Origin of the sequence: Micromonospora sp. NPDC127501, assembly GCF_040302185.1 — a bacterium.
GTDB lineage: Bacteria > Actinomycetota > Actinomycetes > Mycobacteriales > Micromonosporaceae > Micromonospora.
Window position 1 is genome coordinate 13,114 of sequence record NZ_JBEORJ010000004.1, and the last position, 17,966, is coordinate 31,079.

Sequence of the window (17,966 nt, forward strand, 5' to 3'; positions counted from 1 at the left end):
GTCTCGCCATTGGAGGATTGGCATGCGTAGAGCTCTGACCCTGGTCGTCTCCGGCATGGTGGCGGCGTTGCTGGGGATCCTGGCCCTCGGCGGGCTCTCGGCCGCCACGACCGCCACCGACAAAGAGGCGGCCAACGAGGCCAAGAGTATTTCGGAAGCGGCCAAGCGTGCCGGAAAGAAGGACCCGTACGCCCCCGAGGTCTACGGCGACAGGTAGGACGGCTCGCCCCGCCGCTGCACTGGGCGGGGCGACTCTGCACCGTTCAGCAGGTCCGCGAAGCGCCCACCCGCGGCCTGCCAGGTGAAACTCGCCGCGTGCTCCCGGGCCTGCGCGCCCATCTCCCGCCGCATCTCTTCCTCGTGCAGAAGCGTGCGCACCTTCGCCAGGTAGTCGTCGATGTCGTCGGCCAGCAGGCCGGTACGCCCGTCCACGACAGCTTCGGCGACTCCACCCGCTTCCCGGAACGCAACCGTTGGCGTTCCCGCGGAACCCGCCTCGACAATCGTCAGGCCCCAGCCCTCTTTCAGTGAGGGGGTCAGGGCGACCCAGGCCGAGGCGAGCAGGGCGGCCTTTTCCTCCTCCGTCACGAAGCCCCGGAAATCCACCCGCTCGGTGATGTCCAGCTCGGCGGCGAGTTCGCGCAGGTGCGACTCCCACCAGCCCTGGCCGGCGACGACCAGCCGCAGTTGGGGCAACTCGTCGGAGAGGGCCGCGACAGCCCGCAACGCCACCTCGACCCGCTTGTGTGGCACCAGCCGATTCAGCGTCACGAGCAGCGGGAACGTAGCCCGCTCGGCGTCGGTGCGGGGCAGCGCCGGAGTGCCGTTGTGCACCACGGCGACCTGCTCCGGTGGTACGCCCAGCACGGCCAGTTCTCTGCGGGTGGCCTCGGAGACGGTGACGTACCGGCACCGCCGGTAGACGCGGACGGCGAGCGACGACTCGACCCACCAGCCGAACCGGGCGGCCCACTGCGGAAGGACCACCGGCCACTGCTCGCGATGCACGTGGTGGATCAGCTTGACCACCGGGCGCCGTGTCCACAGGGGGGAGAGGAACGGCAACCCGTTGCACACGTCGACCAGGATGTCGGGCCGGCCGCCCCGACGGCTCGACAGCGGGCCGACGCCCAGCGCGCCGGCCAGGTAGCTGAGCGCCGCCCAGAGGTAGACGGTGTGTCTGCCGCCGCGCCGCACCAGCCGGACGCCCGCCTCGTTGATCTCGTCGCCGGGTGCCTCGCTGTGGGCGGCGCAGAAGAGGGTGGCGCGGAAACCACGCGCCACCAACTCGGCGGCGATCCGTTCCACGTACACCTCGGAACCGCCACCCTCGGGGTTACGGGTGTCTCGCCAGTTGAGGAACAGCACGTGTCCGGGCATGCCGAAGCGACGCTCCACGCGAACCCTACTCTCAAGTAATTTAGGGACGCGCGTCACACTAGGGGCTGGGGTGCCGGCCCGGCAATGCCCGGATGGGCAGCGCTGATCGGTCGGACGCTACGCGCCGAACGGGGGCGTCGGAGTACCCGCCGTGACCGTCGGAGCCGTGCGGGCCGGTGCGGGCACATCGACGGCGGGCCTGCCGGATGCCTGCCCCCGCCCGGCCCGTCGGTTCCGACGCTGCGATCCGAGCAGTTGCAGGGGCCGCTCGACGCCGTAGTAGCTGACGGCCGCGTACACCAGCCCGAAGACCATGGTGAGCGCGAAGATGTTGAACAGTCCGCCGGTGAAGAGAGGTCGGTCGTTGACCAGGTAGATGAGTTCGATGACCAGCGGGTGCCACAGGAACAGTCCGTACGAGACGGTGCCGAGCCATCGTGCGGACTCGGCGCCGAAGACCTCCTTGACGCGCGTTCGCCCGCCGAAGGCCAGCGGGATCAGGATCAGTGTCGCGATCGCGAGGTACAGGGCCAGCTTGACCGCGAACTCGGCGGCTGTCGGACCGGCGAGGTCGCGGGGGCCGGCGATGGGCGTCGTCGCGATCGCCATCAGCCCGACCGCCGCTGCCCAGCAGGCAATCGGTGCGGAGGCGAGGTCGTCCAGCACGCGGAAAGCGCCGGGCGCGGTCCCGGTGCGCAGGGCGACGTGCGCCGTCGCCAGGGCCATCCCTGCGCTGAACCAGGCCGCGTACGAGGGGAGCCACATCGTGTGCAGCCCGTTGTGGAGCCAGCCGATCCCCAAGAGGGCGAGCCATCCCCCGGTCACCAACAAACCCCCGCAGACGATCACGACGGTTCGGACGGGACGCCATGACCGACCAACAGCGAGCACGGCGACTAGCGGCAGGATCAGGTAGAACGCGACCTCGGTGGCGAGGCTCCAGGTCTGGGTGAGCCCGGAGCGCAACTGGCCGGGCCCGTAGATCTGGGTGAAGGTGAGGTGGCGAATCCAGTCACCGGCGGACGCCGGCCGGTTCTGCGGCAGGACGATCAGGCAGACCAGCACCGCCAGCCAGTAGGCCGGCAGGATTCGTAGGGCCCGCCGCCAGAGGTACCGCCCGGCGCGCGGTCGGGACTGTCCCGTTGCGGCGTTCAGCGCCCACGGTCGGAACAGCAGGAATCCGGAGAGCACGAAGAAGATGGCAACGCCGACGTCGAGCCGGGCCAGCCAGCCGCCCCACGTGGTGTTCATGGTGGCGGCGGTCTGGAACCCGACGTGGTGACCGACGACCGCCACGGCGCCAATTGCTCGCAGCGCGTCGAGGGCGGGGAGTCGGTCGGTTACCGAAGGCTGCGGAACTGTTGGCGCGGCGGCTGTGGACATCTGGACATCCAGGGGGTCGCTTTGAAGGTGACCGGGGAGTAACCTCCCGCCATGTTAAGGATCGGGTGCCCCGGACAACAGGTCGTAGGGCGGCAGGCTACAGGAGGATGAGTGAAGCTTCGCGTGGGCGCCGCGCTCTTCGGGCTCGGTGTTTTGTTGCTGGTCTTCGCGGCTGGGCTGCCGTTCTATGTGGCCCCCTCAGTGACCAAACTGCCTTATGATCTTGACCCGACGACGTCCGTCGCGGAGGCGAAGAACGCCAAGTTCCTGAAGATCACCCGTGTCGGCGAGTCGGTGAGCATCGAGGTCCTGCAAGGTGACCTCGTCTCCAGCGTCGAGGTCATTCCTCAGCCGGACGACACGAGGGACCGGCTACCCGAGGAACTCAAGGGCGACGCGGTGATCTGGGATGTCTACCAGACGGTCAGGCGTGCCGACACCCCGGATGTGGTCAGCCAGTACAGCACCGAGCTGGCCCTCGACCGGATCTCCGGCGCCGCCGCTTCGTGGAAGGAGCAGTGGCTCAACGAGAGCGGCGCGGAGCAGACTCCGGTCGGGAACGTGAGTTACTCCGGCCAGATCTACAAGTTCCCCTTCGGCACCGACAAGCGGGACTACCAGATTTTCGACCGTGACCTGAAGCGGGCCACCCCGGCGAAGTTCGTCGGCACGGAAAAGATCAAGGGCATCGAGGCGTACCGCTTCGAGCAGCGGATCGAGAACGAGGTGCTGAACACCCCGGAGGCGAGCCTCAAGCCGCTGCTCGGCAGGTTCGCTCCCGGCGCCACCAGCGGTCAGATCGTCTACAGCAACACCCGTACGGTCTGGGTCGACCCGGTGACGGGCTCCTACGTGAACGTGCGGGAGCAGCAGAACAAGGAGTTGCGCCCAGACACCGGCGCCGCCACCGTGCTGCTGGACGCGGACTTCAACTACAACGACGACACGGTCAGCCGCAGTGTCGAGACGGTCAAGGACAACCGCTTCAAGATCGGCCTGATCAGTTTCTGGGGTCCGATCGTCGCCGGTGTCCTTGGTCTGATCGCCCTCGTCGTCGGCGTCTGGCTGGTGACGCGGACCAACGACGGTGCCGCCCGGCACCGCGCCGACCCGGCTGTGGCACCCCGCGCCGACGCGACTCAGACCCGGGTGGACCAGCAACCGGTACGCGACGCGAAGACCGCCGAGCAGCCCAGGACCGAGCCCGCAGGCGGTCCGCTGACCGACGAGATTCCGCCGGCGTCCACGAACTGGAAGTCCGAGGACCCGACGGTGCCGACCCAACGCCCGGCACCCGGCGAGGTGGAGCGGCGCTGACAGGTACGACAGGAAGCACGACCGAGGGGTGGGCCGCGATGCGGGCCACCCCTCAGTCGTGGAGCGGCTCCTGCGGCGGATGCCCTGCGCGACGTACCGCGTACCGGGTGCAGACCCAGTCGTCGCTGTACAGCAGATCGCGCCACTGCCCGACGATGTCCCCGCCGTGTGCGGCCATGAGCCGCACCATGTCAGCGTGTGGCACGACCGTCATCTTCATCGGCGCCGGGTAATTGAGCAGGTGGCACTGTGCCCAGCTGATCAGGCGGGACGGCGCCAGATGCCAGACGATGCCCCGGGCCGTATGCGCCGGTTCGGTGGGAAACCCCACGATGGCGGTGCCGCCTGGCCGCAACACGCGCAGGAACTCGGCCAGATAGTGATCGATCGCGGGGCGCGGTAGATGTTGCAACACTAGGGCGCTGTAGACCAGATCGAAGTGACCGTCGGGAAACTGGCTCAGGTCCGGTGCGTCGTTGAGGACGAACCGGATGTTCTCGGCGCTCCGGTTCAGTCGCCGGGCGGCCTCCAGCATGGTCGGAGCGATGTCCACACCGACGACCTCGTCCGCGTGTGGGGCGAGTGCCTGCGACAGCCGCCCGACGCCGCAACCGAAGTCGAGCACCCGCTCCCAGCGGGTAGGCATGCCGAGTTGGCGAAGTTGGCGGGACGTCTCCTCGACGTCGGCGCGGCCGGTGGCCAGGAACTCCCCGACGTCCCACCGTCCGCCGCGTTTGCCGGGCTCAACGAGTACGGCCCAGAGTGGATCTTCTGCGCCGAGCTTGGTCCAGTCCCGTCGCACGTCGTCTAGATGCACGTCGAAACCCTAGGACCTGGGGCCGCTCGGTGGGGTCCTGCTGTTTCCCGGATCGCCTGGATGTTCGGATGACAGGAGGTGGCCGAACGGCGCTCCGGGACGCTGCGTACTTTACATTCGTTACCTGATTGTAATTCGTCTATGCCCTGCCACTCTCCGCTGTTGTGGAGCAGGGTTGTGTCCCCTTTGTCATCTGCCGAGGCTTCTGTCCACGCAGGGACCTATGCAATTCGTGACATCGACCTGCCGTTGGATCACGCGCGTGTTGCCGCCCGATGGTCAGGGGGTTGTGAGCTGCGCCGCAACGGGTGCACGATCAGGCTCGATCGTTACCCGCCGGTAACACATGACGGGCCTGGTGCGGGGCCGCCAGTCCGAGACCGGCCACCTGAGGAGGAACCCGTGCAGGATCGCTTTGAGGATCAGGGTCGTATCCGGTGGCGGCGGTTCGCCGCCATGGCGGTCCCCGCCACCGCCGCCGTCGGCGCCATCCTGTTCGGCATGTCGACCGGCGCGATCGCGTCCGACATCACCGTCTCCGGGCAGACCTTCAAGATCGGCGCCGACCGTCTGGAGGGCGACGGCTTCAAGCAGTACGGCGGTGTCGTCCGCGAGAAGGGCAAGGACGGGAAGCCCGGCCAGGTCCACCCGGTCGCGCTCTCCGAGATCAGCAGCGCGGAGCTGTACAGCCTCTGCCAGTCCGTTCGCGCCGACCTGCCGGGCCTGCCGGTGGTGCTCACCATCAACGCCGGCGAAGGCAAGGAACCCGCCCGCGCCAAGGACCTGCTGATCGCGATGGACACGTTGAACGGCAACGCGACCTTCACCAACATCAGGATCGGTCGGGACGCCACCGACCTCAACCCGACCGCGCAGGCCGGCTCGTTCGGCCAGAACTCCGACCACGTCACCATCACCAACCTGCAACAGGTGTCCCGCTACACCACGGCGGCCACGTTCAACCTGGTCGGCCTCCGACTCAAGGTCAACGTGGGTGACGACGCCAAGGGCAAGGAGTGCTTCTGAGGTGAGCCCCGGCCCGCGGTGGTCAGCACCGCGGGCCGGGCCCACGTCCCCGTCCCCGCTCGGCCAGGAGGAGTACGTGACAACCGCGAACCCGTCCCACGCCCGGCCCGGTGGTCCGGCTCAGGCGTGGCGGCTCTTCCGCCGCTGGCAGCGCAGCCGGCCGTTCTGGGGTGGTCTGCTCATCGCCCTGGCCGGGCTGGAGATGTTCGGCTCCACCCGAATGACCGTCAACGGCCTCAGCTTCCACAGCGGTGCCACCGGTCTGCTCTCGCTGCTGATCCCGATCATCCTGGTGACCTGTGGCCTGCTGCTCTGGTTCACCCCGGCACAGCGCCTGTTCTACTCGGTCGTCGCGGCGGTCACCGCGGTGTACTCGCTGATCGGGCTCAACCTGGGCGGCTTCTTCGTCGGTCTGCTGCTCGGCGTCGTCGGCAGCGCGCTCGCCTTCGCCTGGACCCCGATCCGCCCCGCACCACCCACCCCGCCACCGGCCGAGATCGAGCAGGACGGCGACGACCCGGGCGGTGCCGGCCTGGCCGGCGTTGGCCTGGCTGATGTTGGCGCCGACGGATCTGACCGCAGCGGTGCCGAGCAGCACGGTGTCGGCCAGGGCGGTGTCGGCCAGGGCGGTGTCGGCCAGGGCGGTGTCGACCAGGACGGTGCTGGCCGGGGCGGTGTCGTGCGGGTCGATCATCCGGGAGCCGGAGCGTCCGACGAGGGTGCGCCGCCCGAGTGGCCGGGACGTTCCGCTGATCCGCGAGCCTTCGCCATCGCTCTCGTGGTCCTCGGCCTGGCGGCCGTCGGGTTGGCCAGCCAGCCCCGAGCGGTGCAGGCCGCGCCGAGTCGACCGGCCTCGACCGGCTGCCCCACTCCGCCCCGGGCCGTCACCCCGTCGCCCAGCCGCAGCGCGGCCACGCCGACGCCCATCCCGAGCCCGGGACAGGGTGGCAACGTGGTCACCGACATCCTGGACGGGATCGGTGATCTGCTCGGCCTCGGAGGCCGAAAGGATCCCTCGCCCTCGGTGAGCCCCACCGGGACGCCGGCAGCCCGGCCGACCAGCACGGCGACGCCCGGCCCCGCCGACTGCCCGCTACAGCCCCCGGGCAAGCCGACCCCGGGCAAGCCCGGCAAACCGGCACCCGACCGGCCGGGAACGGTGCAGCCGGGCAAGCTCCTGCCGCGGATCGCCGCCGATCCGGCCCTGCCGACGGTGGCCCAGACGCCGTCGAAGCTCACCGGGTCGTCGGTGCGGATGACCGGGCTGCGGTTCGACGGGGTCACGGACCTGCACACCGTGAGGGGCGACCTCAAGGTGCTGAAGTTCAGCATGCGGGAGGCGGTGACCACCGACTTCCTGCTGCGGGCCGACGGCCCCGAAGGGCGCAACCAGCGGTACGCGACCAACCAGTTGACAGTGCGGGGAGACGTGGCCTTCTACGCGACCCGGTTCGTCGGCCGACTGCTCGGCATCAAGATCACGCTGACTCCGGATCTGCCGCTACCGGACGGCCTTCCGATCACCTCGCCCATCCCGATCACGTTCACCGACCCGACCATCGACCTGGCGTACGTCACCAGCGACACGCTGACCGCCCGCCCGGCGTTGGCACTCAGCCTCGGCTGAGCGCACCGCCGCATAGCGGCCTCGGGCGAGCGCACCGCCGCGAAGCGGGCTCGGGCGTCCGGTCGCGCGAGCAGCTTCGGCTCGCGGCGTGGCCGCGCGCGCCGACGGACTCGTCGTACCGTCGACGCGCGCAGCCACCGCCCGGTCAGAGCCGGGCCAGCGCCCGGCGCAGCGGGTCGAGACCCAGCGCACCCAGGTCCAACGCCTGCCGGTGGAACTCCCGCAGGTCGAAATCAGCGCCCTTGCGGGCCTTGGCGTCCTCGCGGGCCTGGAGCCAGATCCGTTCACCCACCTTGTACGACGGCGCCTGCCCCGGCCAACCCAGGTAGCGGTTCAGCTCGAAGCGCAGGTTCTCGTCCGGAACCCGGCAGTGCGCCCGCATGAACTCCCAGCCCAGCTCGGGCGTCCACCGCTCGCCCGGGTGGAAACCGAACGGATTGTCCTTCGGGATCTCCAGCTCCAGGTGCATGCCGATGTCCACGATCACCCGTGCCGCGCGCATGGCCTGGCCGTCGAGCATGCCCAGCTTGTCGCCCGGGTCCTCCAGGTAGCCCAGCTCGTCCATCAGCCGCTCCGAGTAGAGCGCCCAGCCCTCACCGTGCCCGGAGACCCAGCAGAGCAGCCGCTGCCAGCGGTTGAGCAGGTCGGCCCGGACGGCGGTCTGCGCCACCTGGAGATGGTGACCCGGCACGCCCTCGTGGTAGACCGTGGTCACCTCTCGCCAGGTGGAGAAGTCGCTGATGCCCTGCGGCACCGCCCACCACATCCGACCCGGACGGGAGAAGTCCTCACTCGGGCCGGTGTAGTAGATGGCGCCGTCACTGGTCGGTGCGAGGCAGCACTCGATGCGGCGGACCTGCTCCGGGATGTCGAAGTGGGTGCCGTGCAGCTCGGTGATCGCCTTGTCGGCCAGCGCCTGCATCCAGTCCCGGAACGCCTCCTTGCCCTGGATGGTCCGGGCCGGGTCGGCGTCCAACGTGGCCACGGCCTCGTCGACGCTGGCACCGGAGCCGGCGATGCGCCCCGCCACGACCCGCATCTCCGCCTCCAGGCGGGCCAGCTCCGCGAAGCCCCAGGCGTACGTCTCGTCCAGGTCGACCTTGGCGCCGAGGAAGTACTGCGAGGCGAGTTCGTAGCGCTCGCGGCCGGCGGCCTGCTTGTCCCGCCCGTGCGGGGCCAGTTCGGTACGCAGGAACTGGCCGAACTCGGCGGTCGCCGCGGTCGCCGCCGCCGCACCCCGACGCAGCTCCGAGCCGAGCGTGCCCTCCGCCCCGAGCCGTTCGACCAGCCCGTGGAAGAAGTTGTCACCGGTCGGGTCGACCCAGATGTCGCACTGCTTGGCCACCTCGACGAGCTGCACCTTCGAGCTGACCTCACCGGCGGCGAGAGCCTCACGCAGGGTGGTCTTGTAGCCCTCCAGTGCGGTGCCGAAGCCGTTGAGCCGGGCGGCGATGTTGGCCTGGTCGTCGCTGGTCGCGGTGGGCATCAGGTCGAACACCATGCGGATCTCGTGCAGCCCGCTGGTGATCACGCTGACCTCGCTGGTCACCTCGCCCGCGTCGTACCGGGCGAGGTCCAGGCCGAGCCGTTCCTGCATGGCCTCCTTGGCGGTCCGTTCCGATTCGGTCTCCGGCTCGGTCACCTCCAGCTCGGCGAGGGTCCGGCGGGTGAGGTCCGCGCGCGCCCCGTAGCCGTCGGGCGAGAGGTCGTCGAGCTGGTCGTCATGGCCGGCGATGCCGACGAAGGTCGCGCCGGTGGGGCTCAACGGCGCCCACTCGGCCACGTAACGGTTGGCGAGTTCATCAATTCGTCCCACGCTGCGACCCTACGTGACCACCCCACCCCTGTGTCGCCGACGTTTGTCGTGTTGGAGCTGCGGGTTCAGCCACGGTGCGACGGCCGAAAGGCGCGCGACTTTGTCGTACGGTTGCGGCAGAGTGTCAGGGGTGACCACCGATACCACTCCTGACAAAGCGCCGGTCCGCGCCTGGCTGCCCGGCTTTGTCGCCCTCGCCGCGATCTGGGGTTCCAGCTTTCTCTTCATCAAGGTCGGGGTGGCCGAGCTGCACCCGGTCCAACTCACCCTCTACCGGGTCGTCGCCGGCGCGTTGACCCTGCTGGTGGTCCTCGCCGTGCTGCGCGACCGGCTGCCCCGCGAGCCCCGGGTCTGGGCGCACCTGACCGTCGTCGCCGCCTTCGGCGTGGCGGTGCCGTTCACCCTCTTCGGCTACGGCGAACAGCGGGTCGAGTCGATGCTGGCAGGCATCTGGAACGCCACCACGCCGTTGATCGTGCTGCCGCTGGCGGTGCTGGTCTTCCGCACCGAGCGGCTCACCGTGCGCCGTGCGGTCGGGCTGGGGCTGGGCTTCGTCGGGGTGCTGGTGGTGCTCGGGGTGTGGGAGGGCATCGGCGGGGCGCACTTCACCGGGCAGCTCATGTGCTTCGGCGCGGCGGCCTGCTACGGCGTGGCCATCCCGTACCAGAAGCGGTTCGTCGCCGGCAGCGCGTACTCGGGTCTGTCGCTCTCCACCGCGCAACTGCTGCTCGCCGCCGCGCAGTTGGCCATCGTCACCCCCTTCGTCGCCGGCCTGCCGCCGCTGCCCACCGAGCTGTCTGCGGGGGCGGTGGCAAGTGTGCTGACTCTCGGCGCGCTCGGCACCGGGCTCGCGTTCGTGATCAACATGCGCAACATCCGGGTGGCCGGCGCGAGCACCGCGTCCACAGTCACGTACCTGATTCCGATCTTCGCGGTGCTGATCGGTGCGCTGGCGCTCGACGAACGACTCAACTGGCACCAACCGGTCGGCGCGCTGATCGTGCTGCTCGGGGTCGCGGTCTCGCAGGGGATGTTCAGTCGCCGCCGGAGCAGCCCGGTCGTCGGCGTCGGTGCTCCCGCGACACCCGCCGCCGAACCCGCCCGCCGCTGACAGACCACCGCTGGATCCGGCGCGTGATCGACTCGGTTTCTTGAAGTCGGGGTGTCCGGCGGACCGGGGCAGCCCGATTTCAAGGAACGCGAGTGGATCAGCGCCGGAGGGCTGGTCAGGTGCGGTTGTGCGTCCAGGCCACCAGTTGCTCGGCCGACCAGGTGTTGATCACGCGGTCGGCGGGGACGCCGCAGAGGGCTGCACGTTCACAGCCGAATCGTTGCCAGTCGAGTTGGCCGGGCGCGTGCGCGTCGGTGTTGATGGCGAACCGGCAGCCAGCCTCCAGGGCGCGGCGAATCAGACGCTTCGGCGGGTCCTGTCGCTCCGGCCGAGAGTTGATCTCGACCGCGGTGTCGTGCTCGGCGCAGGCGGCGAAGACGGCGTCCGCGTCGAAGTCACTCTCCGCCCGGGTGCGCGCGCGGTGCCCCCGATCGCCCGGACCGGTCACCCCGGCCGGGCGGGACGACACCATCCGGCCGGTGACATGACCGAGGATGTCCAGGTGCGGGTTGGCGACGGCCTTCAGCATGCGCCTGGTCATCTTCGACCGCTCGTCCTTCAGACCGCTGTGCACCGAGCCGACCACCACGTCGAGCCGCGCCAGCAGGTCGTCGTCCTGGTCCAGGGAGCCGTCGGCGAGGATGTCCACCTCGATCCCGGTGAGGATCCGGAAACCCTCGGGCAGCGCCGCGTTGACCTGCGCCACGTGGTCGAGCTGCCGGCGTAGCCGCTCCGCGGTCAGCCCCCGGGCCACCGTCAGCCGGGGCGAATGGTCGGTCAGCACCAGGTACTCGTGGCCCAACTCCACAGCGGCCAGCGCCATCTCCTCGATGGGCGAGCCGCCGTCGGACCAGTCCGAGTGGGTGTGACAGTCGCCGCGCAGGGCGGCGCGGAGCGCCGTGGCCTCGGCGTCCAGGTCGCTGCCCTCGGTCGCCACCAACCGGCGGAGGTAGACGGGTTCCTCACCGGCGAGGGACTCCGCCACGCAGCGGGCCGTGACGTCACCGAGACCGGCCAGTTCGGTGAGCGTGCCGTTGCCGGCCCGTTCGGTCAGCTCGGCCGCAGGCAGACCAGCCAGCGCCTTCGCCGCCGACCGGAACGCGCGTACCCGGTAGGTGGCCTCGTTCGCCCGTTCCAGCAGGAACGCGATCCGGCGCAGGTCGGCGATGGGATCCCTCGCGCGGGCCATGTCAGGGCGCCTTCGGGCAGCCGTGCTTGCGTTGCCACGCGGTGACCTCGGCGGCCGGCTCCCGGTTGCCACCGCGCCGCCAGGAGTCCAGGTAACGCGCCGGCCAGATCACCCCGCGCCGGATCCACCAGCCGTCCTTGCCCGCGCAGGCCGGCGAGATGCCGAAGTGCACATGACACACGTTGTTCGCGTTGCCGGTGCGGCCCACCTTGCCGAGCTGCTGCCCGGCGCGGACCCGCACCCCGGCGTCGACTCCGCTGGTCACGACGCTCAGGTGCGAGCCGTAGTAGCGCACCCCGTCGTCGCCGAGCAGGGCGACCGACAGGCCGCCGTTGTCCGGGCCCTGTGGCCCACGCTTGCGGTACCGGTCCACGCGGCTCACCTCCAGCACCGTCCCGTCGGTCACCGCCACGAACGGCTCGCCGCAGTCGGCGAAGAGGTCCGTCGCCGGGTACGCCCCGTGCGTCGGGTGATAGTCGACGTCGTCGGCGCGTACCGGAAAGACGTGCTTCAGCCCGGTGCGGGGTGCCGTCGCCGACGGCCTGGCCGACGACGGCGCCGGAGGGCTCGGGTGGGTCGCCACCGGCGTGGGCGGCTGCGACGCCGGCTGGTCGGCGGTCGCCCAGACCGAAGGTGGCGTCGGCGCGGCGCCGTCGGGCACCCCCGGCCGGGTGGTCGCACAGCCGGCGGCCAGCACCGGGGCGAGCAGCAGCAGGATCGGGTACGCCGGACGAGCGCGGCGGCTGATCGTCGGCGAGGACATCCGGTCATCCTGGCAGAGCCGGTACCGTGGGCACGAGCGGCACGCGTGAGGGAGGGCAGCGACGGTGACCATTGCCGGACCCGACCCTGGCCCGGATTTCGGTGCCGTCCGCCCGGTGCCGCGTACCCCGTCGGGTCTCTTCCCCTCCGGGCCACCGACCCGGCCCACCTACCGCGAGCCGCACCCGGTCACCGGCGGTGGTGTCGCCTCCGGTGGCGGCGCGGCGGCCGGTTGGCTGCTGCTGTTCGGCCTGCTCGGCACCGACGTGACCAGCTATGCGTGGTGGACGGTGTTCGCCGGCCTGCTGGCCTGGGTCACCGCCCTGGTGCTGGTTCGCTACGGCGACCGAGGGGTGGCCACCGGGGTCGCCATCGTCACGGCGGGTGGTTGGAGCATCGCGGCCGCCGTGGTGGCGGTCCGCTGGGCCACCAGTGGTGACTGGCCGCTGTGGTGACCGGCACGGACGGGCTCCGAAACGGCGCTCGGTGACTGCACCGTGTGCCCGGTTGGCTGCGTAGCGAACGCCGTCTTGACGTGGCCGCCGAGACTCGGCACGCTCGGGACTATGGCCTGGACCACTCCCCGGCAGGATCCCGATCGCAATCGCCGTCGACTGCAGTTGCTGGCCGAGTTGGCGGGCGCCCGGGCGGTCCGTCAGCGCAGCCGACCGCAGCGGCAGCGCACCGAGCGTCTGCGCCAGCTCATCGCCACCCGCCGTCGAGTCGTCGGCTGATCCGACTTTGTCAGGAATGACCCGCCCTTCGGGGCGTTGACGGGTCGCCTGCCGACCCGACCGGCTAACGTGCACGCGTAACGAGTCGACGCTGTGTCGAGGGCTATTGGGGGGACCGTGTCGTACTTCGCTGCGGCCGTGGTGCGCGACGACAGTGGCTGGACCGCCGCCGAGGTCAGCCTGCGTGGCGCCACCGACATCGACGAGGTTGCCGACCGGCTGCGTGACGTCGACCAGGAGGCCGACGTGTCGCTGCTCTTCGTCGAGGCCGACGACGCGTACCTGGTGATCCTGCGCCTCGACGAGGGCGAGGACCTGCGCGTGTTCGGTTCGGACTCCGCGTACGCCGAGGAGTCGCAACTCGGGGCGCTGCTGGTCGGTGACCTGAAGACCTCGGTCACCGGGCTCGACGGTGACGACGAGCCACGCCCGGTGAGCACCGGTGACGAGGAGAGCGAGCAGCCCGTCGTCGACCCGGAGGCCGACCCGGTCGGTGAGGCCGACCTGCTGGCCAACCTGGGCATCTCCGCGCAGAAGCTGCTGACCCTCTGCACCCACGAGGGGATGATGCCGGCGGACGTCACCGCCGAGATCTGCCAGGTGCTCGGCTGCGCCGACGAGGTCGAGGAGCTGCGTGAGGTCTGAGCCGGCCGACGCCACCGATCCGTCGCTGGAGTCGATCCGACCGGGCCAGCCGACCCCCGGCGCGGTGGGCCGCGCCGGGCCCGGCGCCCACGAGGGCCTGGCCGACCTGGGCGAGGTCGGCCGACGACAGCGGCACGAGCTGTGGATGCGCCGCGCCCTGGAGATCGCCGTCGCCGGTCCACCCGTCGACGACACGGTCAGCACCGACGTCGACGACGTACCGGTGGGAGCGGTGCTCTACGGGCCGGACGGCACCGAGTTGGCCACCGGACGCAACGAGCGCGAGCTGACCGGTGACCCCACCGCCCACGCCGAGGTGCTGGCCCTGCGCCGGGGTGCCGAACGCACCGGCCGCTGGCGGCTGGACGGCTGCACCCTGGTGGTCACCCTCGAACCGTGCACCATGTGTGCCGGGGCGCTGGTGCTGGCCCGGGTCTCCACAGTCGTGTTCGGCGCGTGGGAACCCAAGACCGGCGCGGCCGGATCGCTCTGGGACGTGCTGCGGGACCGTCGGCTCAACCACCGCCCCGAGGTCTACGGCGGGGTCCTGGAGGCCGAGACCGCCACCGTCCTGCGCGCGTTCTTCCGCTGAACCGGGCCGCCGGTCAGGCCGGCGGCAGGGTGACCGTGACGATCAGGCCGCCGTCCTGGCGGGGCTGCGCCTCGGCGGTGCCGCCGTGGGCCCGGGCCACCGCGCGGACGATGGACAGCCCCAGCCCGAAGCCCCGCGCGCCGACTACCCGCTCCCGCGACAGCCGACGGAAAGGCTGGAACATCGTCTCGACGTCGTAGCCGGGGATGACCGGGCCGGTGTTGGTCACCGTGAGGGTGGGCCGGCCGTCAATGAGCCCGGTGCGCACCTCCACCCAACCGTCGGCGGGCAGGTTGTGGCGCAGCGCGTTCTCCACCAGGTTGAACGTGAGCCGCTCCAACAGCACCGGGTCGCCGCTGGTGGGTGCCGGCGCCAGGGCCCGCCGAACCCGCACGCCGGGTGCCTGCTTCCCGGCCTGATCGGTCGTGTGCGCGCAGACCTCGGCCAGGTCGACCGGCGTACGCTCGGTCAGCTCGTTCTCCGAGTCGGCCAGGGTCAGCAGACCGTCGATCAGCCGCTCGTGGCGTTCGTTGACCGCCAACAGCGACTCGCCCAGCCGCCGGGTCTCCGCCGACGCGTCCGGGCGGGTGACAGCCAGCTCCACCAGGGCGCGGTTGAGCGCCAGCGGCGTACGCAGCTCGTGCGAGGCGTTCGCCACGAACCGGCGCTGCCCGTCGAAGGAGCGATCCAGTCGTTCCAGCATCTCGTCGAAGGTGTCGGCGAGTTCGCGTACCTCGTCGGGAGGGCCGGTGAGCGCGATCCGCTCGTGCAGACCACGGCCGGCGGTGTCCGCGCCGGCGATCCGGCGGGCCGTGCCGGTGATCTGGTGCAGGGGCTGCAACGCCCGACCGGCGAGCAGCCAGCCGAACGCGATCGCCACCGTCGACACCACGATCAACGCGATGCCGCCCTGGGTGAGCAGCGACTCCAACGCGTTGCGCTTCGCCTCGTCCTGCACCTCCTGCAACAGGGCGCGCAGGTTGTCGACGTTCTGCCCGCTGGGCGTCGTGGGGGCGGTCTTCGGCAGGTCCCGCAGTTTCACCCCGAACGGCTGCGGCATCCGCTGATCCACCAGCACGTACGTGACGGCGAGCAGGACCACCCCGGCCAACAGGAAGAGCCCGCCGTAGATGAGGGTGAGCCGGGCGCGGATCGTCAGGCGTTTCATCGGATCTGGTACCCCGCCCCGGGAACCGTCTCGATCACCGGCGGGTCGCCGAGTTTGCGGCGCAGCTTCATGACGGTCACCCGCACCACGTTGGTGAACGGGTCGATGTGCTCGTCCCACGCGCGTTCCAGCAGGTCCTCGGCGGATACCACCGCGCCCTCGGCGCGCAGCAGCTCGGCCAGCACTGCGAACTCCTTGCGGGACAGCGCCACGTGCCGGTCGTCCCGGCGTACCTCGTGTCGGGCCGGGTCGAGCTGGATGCCGGCGCGACGCAGAGTCGGTGGCGCCGCCGGGCGGGACCGGCGGGTCAGCGCGTGCACCCGGGCCGACAGCTCGACCAGGGCGAACGGCTTGGTCAGGTAGTCGTCGGCACCGAGCGCCAACCCCGCCACCCGTTCCCGGACCGCCGCCGACGCGGTCAACATCAGCACCCGGGTCTCCCCGCCCGCGTCCACGATCGCCCGGCACACGTCGTCGCCGTGCACCACCGGCAGGTCCCGGTCCAGGACCACCACGGCGTACTCGTTGACGCCGAGCCGTTCCAACGCGGCGTCCCCGTCGTACGCCACGTCGACAGCGAACGACTCCCGCCGCAGCCACTCGGCGATGGCGTCCGCCAGCACGTTCTCGTCCTCGACCACCAGCACTCTCACCCCTCAATGGTGCTCGGGGCGCGGTAACGCCGGCATAACCGCCGACGGTAACGCCGGGGATACGCCCGCTGCCGTGCACTGGGTGCCACGTTCGGCGAACCGCGCCGGACCTGAGCGGAAGCGGACACCATGCGACGACAGATGCTTGCGATCCCCGTCCTGCTCGCCCTGGCGCTGTCCGGGTGCGGCGCGGGAGGCGACGACGGCGGCGGGGTCGCGACCGCCGGTGGGGCGAAGGCGGAGGCCACGGCGAGCGGCACGCCGGTCAGTGACTCGGAGCGGCAACTCGCCTTCGCGAGGTGCATGCGGGAGAACGGGGTGGACATGCCCGACCCGGAGGCGGGCGGGCGTCCCGGCTTCCGGTTCGGCGCGGACGTGGATCAGCAGAAGGTCCAGGCGGCCATGGAGAAGTGCCAGGACAAGCTGCCCAACGGTGGGCAGGGACCGCAGCTCAACCCCGAGCAGGCCGAGCAGATGCGGACGCTGGCCAAGTGCATGCGGGAGAACGGGGTGCCGGACTTCCCGGACCCGGACGCCGACGGGCGGGTCCGTATCGGGGCGGGGGGCAACGCGATCAACATCGGCGACCCGGCCATGAAGGCCGCGCTGGAGAAGTGCCGGCAGCACGCGCCGCAGTTCGGAGGTGGCCGGTGACCGGCGCCGTCCGACGCTCGCGGCTGCGCGCCGCCGTCACCGGCGGCGTCGTCCTGCTGGTCGCCGCCGTGGGCGTGGTCGCCGCGGTGGGTTTCGGCGGCGGCGCCGACGGGGGCCGCGCCCAGGCCGGCAGCGTGCCACCCGCAACCGCCACGGTCACCCGGCAGACCCTCGCCGACTCGGAGACCGCGGACGGTGAGCTGGGGTACGGCGCGACGCGTACCGCCACGGCGAAGCTCAGCGGCACCGTCACCGGGCTGGCGGCCACCGGGTCGACGGTGCGCCGGGGCAAGGCCCTCTACCTGGTCGACAACGAGGAGGTGGTGCTGCTTTACGGCGGGCTGCCCGCGTACCGGACCCTCGCCCCCGGGGTTAAGGGGCCCGACGTCGCGCAGTTCGAGCGGAACCTCGAGGCGCTGGGCTACACCGGCTTCACTGTCGACGACGAGTACACCGGTGCCACCGCGGACGCCGTCCGGGACTGGCAGGACGATCTGGGCCTGAGCGAGACGGGTCGGGTCGAGCCGGGGCGGGTCGTGTACGCCGACCGGGAGGTCCGGGTGGAGAGCCACCAGGTCGACGTCGGCGATCTCACCCAGCCCGGCCAGGCGGTGCTGACGTACACCGGCACCAGCCGGGTCGTCACCGTCGAGTTGGACGTGGACGACCAGCGGTTGGCCAAGCGCGACGCGAAGGTCACTGTGCGGCTGCCGGACGGCGCGACGGTGGCGGGCACGATCAGCACGGTCGAGACGGTCGTCCAGGCCGGCGCGACCGCCGCCAACGGGCAGGCCGGCGACGCCGAGACGAAGATCGAGGTGACCGTCGCGGTGACCGACCCGAAGGCCCTCACCGGCTTCGACCAGGCCAGCGCGGACGTCACGTTCACCGTCTCGGAGCGCCGCGAGGTGCTCACCGTGCCGGTGGCGGCCCTGTTGGCGCTGGCCGAGGGCGGCTACGGCGTCCAGGTCGCCGAGGGCGACGCGAGCCGGGTCCTCGCGGTGACCACCGGGTTGTTCGCCGACGGCCGGGTCGAGGTCACCGGTACGGGCCTCACCGAGGGCACGACGGTGGTGGTGCCGACGTGAGCGG

At 71.0% G+C, this 17,966-nt stretch carries 19 protein-coding genes; 11 read left to right on the forward strand and 8 right to left on the reverse strand.

Going from position 1 to position 17,966, the window contains the following annotated elements:
- The first annotated feature begins 22 nt into the window (after positions 1–22).
- Positions 23–217 carry a hypothetical protein gene (locus ABTW72_RS10085; RefSeq protein WP_350856768.1) on the forward strand — a complete coding sequence of 65 codons (195 nt, stop codon included), beginning with the start codon at positions 23–25 and terminating at the stop codon, positions 215–217.
- Here ABTW72_RS10085 and ABTW72_RS10090 read toward each other — a convergent pair.
- Entirely contained in the window at positions 202–1,380 is a 1,179-nt protein-coding gene (locus ABTW72_RS10090) for a glycosyltransferase family 4 protein (RefSeq protein WP_350857857.1), read from the reverse strand. The two genes, ABTW72_RS10085 and ABTW72_RS10090, sit on opposite strands and share 16 nt — an antisense overlap.
- 117 nt (positions 1,381–1,497) lie before the next feature.
- Positions 1,498–2,763 (reverse strand): acyltransferase family protein, encoded by a 1,266-nt coding sequence (locus ABTW72_RS10095; protein ID WP_350856771.1) that lies wholly within the window; start codon positions 2,761–2,763, stop codon positions 1,498–1,500.
- A gap of 111 nt (positions 2,764–2,874) precedes the next feature.
- Between ABTW72_RS10095 and pgfA the strand changes: the two genes are divergently transcribed.
- Positions 2,875–4,080: a cell envelope lipid trafficking protein PgfA gene (pgfA, locus tag ABTW72_RS10100; protein ID WP_350856774.1), complete on the forward strand. Its 1,206-nt coding sequence runs from the start codon at positions 2,875–2,877 to the stop codon at positions 4,078–4,080.
- Between the two features lie 52 nt (positions 4,081–4,132).
- Here pgfA and ABTW72_RS10105 read toward each other — a convergent pair whose 3' ends face one another.
- The gene (locus ABTW72_RS10105) at positions 4,133–4,897 is read right to left on the reverse strand and encodes a class I SAM-dependent methyltransferase (RefSeq protein WP_350856777.1); all 765 of its coding nucleotides are present in this window, start codon (positions 4,895–4,897) and stop codon (positions 4,133–4,135) included.
- 402 nt (positions 4,898–5,299) lie between these two features.
- Here ABTW72_RS10105 and ABTW72_RS10110 point away from each other — a divergent pair, with 402 nt between their 5' ends.
- Together ABTW72_RS10110 and ABTW72_RS10115 are read left to right on the forward strand one after the other, a co-directional pair.
- Positions 5,300–5,923 carry a DUF6230 family protein gene (locus ABTW72_RS10110; RefSeq protein WP_350856780.1) on the forward strand — a complete coding sequence of 208 codons (624 nt, stop codon included), beginning with the start codon at positions 5,300–5,302 and terminating at the stop codon, positions 5,921–5,923.
- A 76-nt stretch (positions 5,924–5,999) separates the two neighbouring features.
- Entirely contained in the window at positions 6,000–7,550 is a 1,551-nt protein-coding gene (locus tag ABTW72_RS10115; RefSeq protein WP_350856783.1) for a DUF6114 domain-containing protein, read from the forward strand.
- A gap of 145 nt (positions 7,551–7,695) precedes the next feature.
- On the opposite strand, the gene ABTW72_RS10120 is transcribed toward ABTW72_RS10115, so the two are convergent.
- Positions 7,696–9,366 (reverse strand): DUF885 domain-containing protein, encoded by a 1,671-nt coding sequence (locus ABTW72_RS10120; RefSeq protein ID WP_350856786.1) that lies wholly within the window; start codon positions 9,364–9,366, stop codon positions 7,696–7,698.
- Between the two features lie 130 nt (positions 9,367–9,496).
- Between ABTW72_RS10120 and ABTW72_RS10125 the strand changes: the two genes are divergently transcribed.
- Positions 9,497–10,477, forward strand: a complete 981-nt coding sequence (locus ABTW72_RS10125; protein ID WP_350856789.1) for a DMT family transporter — start codon at positions 9,497–9,499, stop codon at positions 10,475–10,477.
- Between the two features lie 115 nt (positions 10,478–10,592).
- Here the strand turns inward: ABTW72_RS10125 and ABTW72_RS10130 are convergent, their stop codons facing one another.
- Together ABTW72_RS10130 and ABTW72_RS10135 are read right to left on the reverse strand one after the other, a co-directional pair.
- Complete coding sequence (locus tag ABTW72_RS10130) at positions 10,593–11,666, reverse strand: PHP domain-containing protein (RefSeq protein ID WP_350856792.1); 1,074 nt, start codon at positions 11,664–11,666, stop codon at positions 10,593–10,595.
- Between the two features lies 1 nt (position 11,667).
- A complete protein-coding gene (locus ABTW72_RS10135; protein ID WP_350856794.1) occupies positions 11,668–12,429 on the reverse strand; it encodes a M23 family metallopeptidase in 762 nt (253 codons plus the stop codon).
- Positions 12,430–12,493: 64 nt separating this feature from the next.
- Between ABTW72_RS10135 and ABTW72_RS10140 the strand changes: the two genes are divergently transcribed.
- The 4 genes from ABTW72_RS10140 to ABTW72_RS10155 all read left to right on the forward strand — a co-directional run bounded on the left by ABTW72_RS10140 (position 12,494) and on the right by ABTW72_RS10155 (position 14,399).
- Positions 12,494–12,883 carry a hypothetical protein gene (locus ABTW72_RS10140; RefSeq protein ID WP_350856797.1) on the forward strand — a complete coding sequence of 130 codons (390 nt, stop codon included), beginning with the start codon at positions 12,494–12,496 and terminating at the stop codon, positions 12,881–12,883.
- 111 nt (positions 12,884–12,994) lie between these two features.
- Positions 12,995–13,162, forward strand: coding sequence for a hypothetical protein (locus tag ABTW72_RS10145; RefSeq protein ID WP_167362451.1), 168 nt, complete (start codon positions 12,995–12,997; stop codon positions 13,160–13,162).
- Positions 13,163–13,279: 117 nt separating this feature from the next.
- The gene (locus tag ABTW72_RS10150; RefSeq protein WP_112677338.1) at positions 13,280–13,807 is read left to right on the forward strand and encodes a tRNA adenosine deaminase-associated protein; all 528 of its coding nucleotides are present in this window, start codon (positions 13,280–13,282) and stop codon (positions 13,805–13,807) included.
- A gap of 145 nt (positions 13,808–13,952) precedes the next feature.
- On the forward strand, positions 13,953–14,399 hold the full coding sequence (locus tag ABTW72_RS10155) for a nucleoside deaminase (RefSeq protein ID WP_091403639.1): 447 nt from the start codon (positions 13,953–13,955) through the stop codon (positions 14,397–14,399).
- A gap of 13 nt (positions 14,400–14,412) precedes the next feature.
- Here ABTW72_RS10155 and ABTW72_RS10160 read toward each other — a convergent pair whose 3' ends face one another.
- Positions 14,413–15,567, reverse strand: coding sequence for a sensor histidine kinase (locus ABTW72_RS10160; protein ID WP_350856801.1), 1,155 nt, complete (start codon positions 15,565–15,567; stop codon positions 14,413–14,415).
- On the reverse strand, positions 15,564–16,220 hold the full coding sequence (locus ABTW72_RS10165) for a response regulator transcription factor (RefSeq protein ID WP_238667299.1): 657 nt from the start codon (positions 16,218–16,220) through the stop codon (positions 15,564–15,566). Before ABTW72_RS10165 ends, ABTW72_RS10160 begins: the two co-directional genes overlap by 4 nt.
- Before the next feature lie 141 nt (positions 16,221–16,361).
- Here ABTW72_RS10165 and ABTW72_RS10170 point away from each other — a divergent pair, with 141 nt between their 5' ends.
- Entirely contained in the window at positions 16,362–16,874 is a 513-nt protein-coding gene (locus tag ABTW72_RS10170; protein WP_225855149.1) for a hypothetical protein, read from the forward strand.
- A complete protein-coding gene (locus ABTW72_RS10175) occupies positions 16,871–17,962 on the forward strand; it encodes a peptidoglycan-binding protein (protein ID WP_350856804.1) in 1,092 nt (363 codons plus the stop codon). The genes ABTW72_RS10170 and ABTW72_RS10175 overlap by 4 nt, the downstream gene beginning before the upstream one ends.
- Positions 17,963–17,966 lie beyond the last annotated feature (4 nt).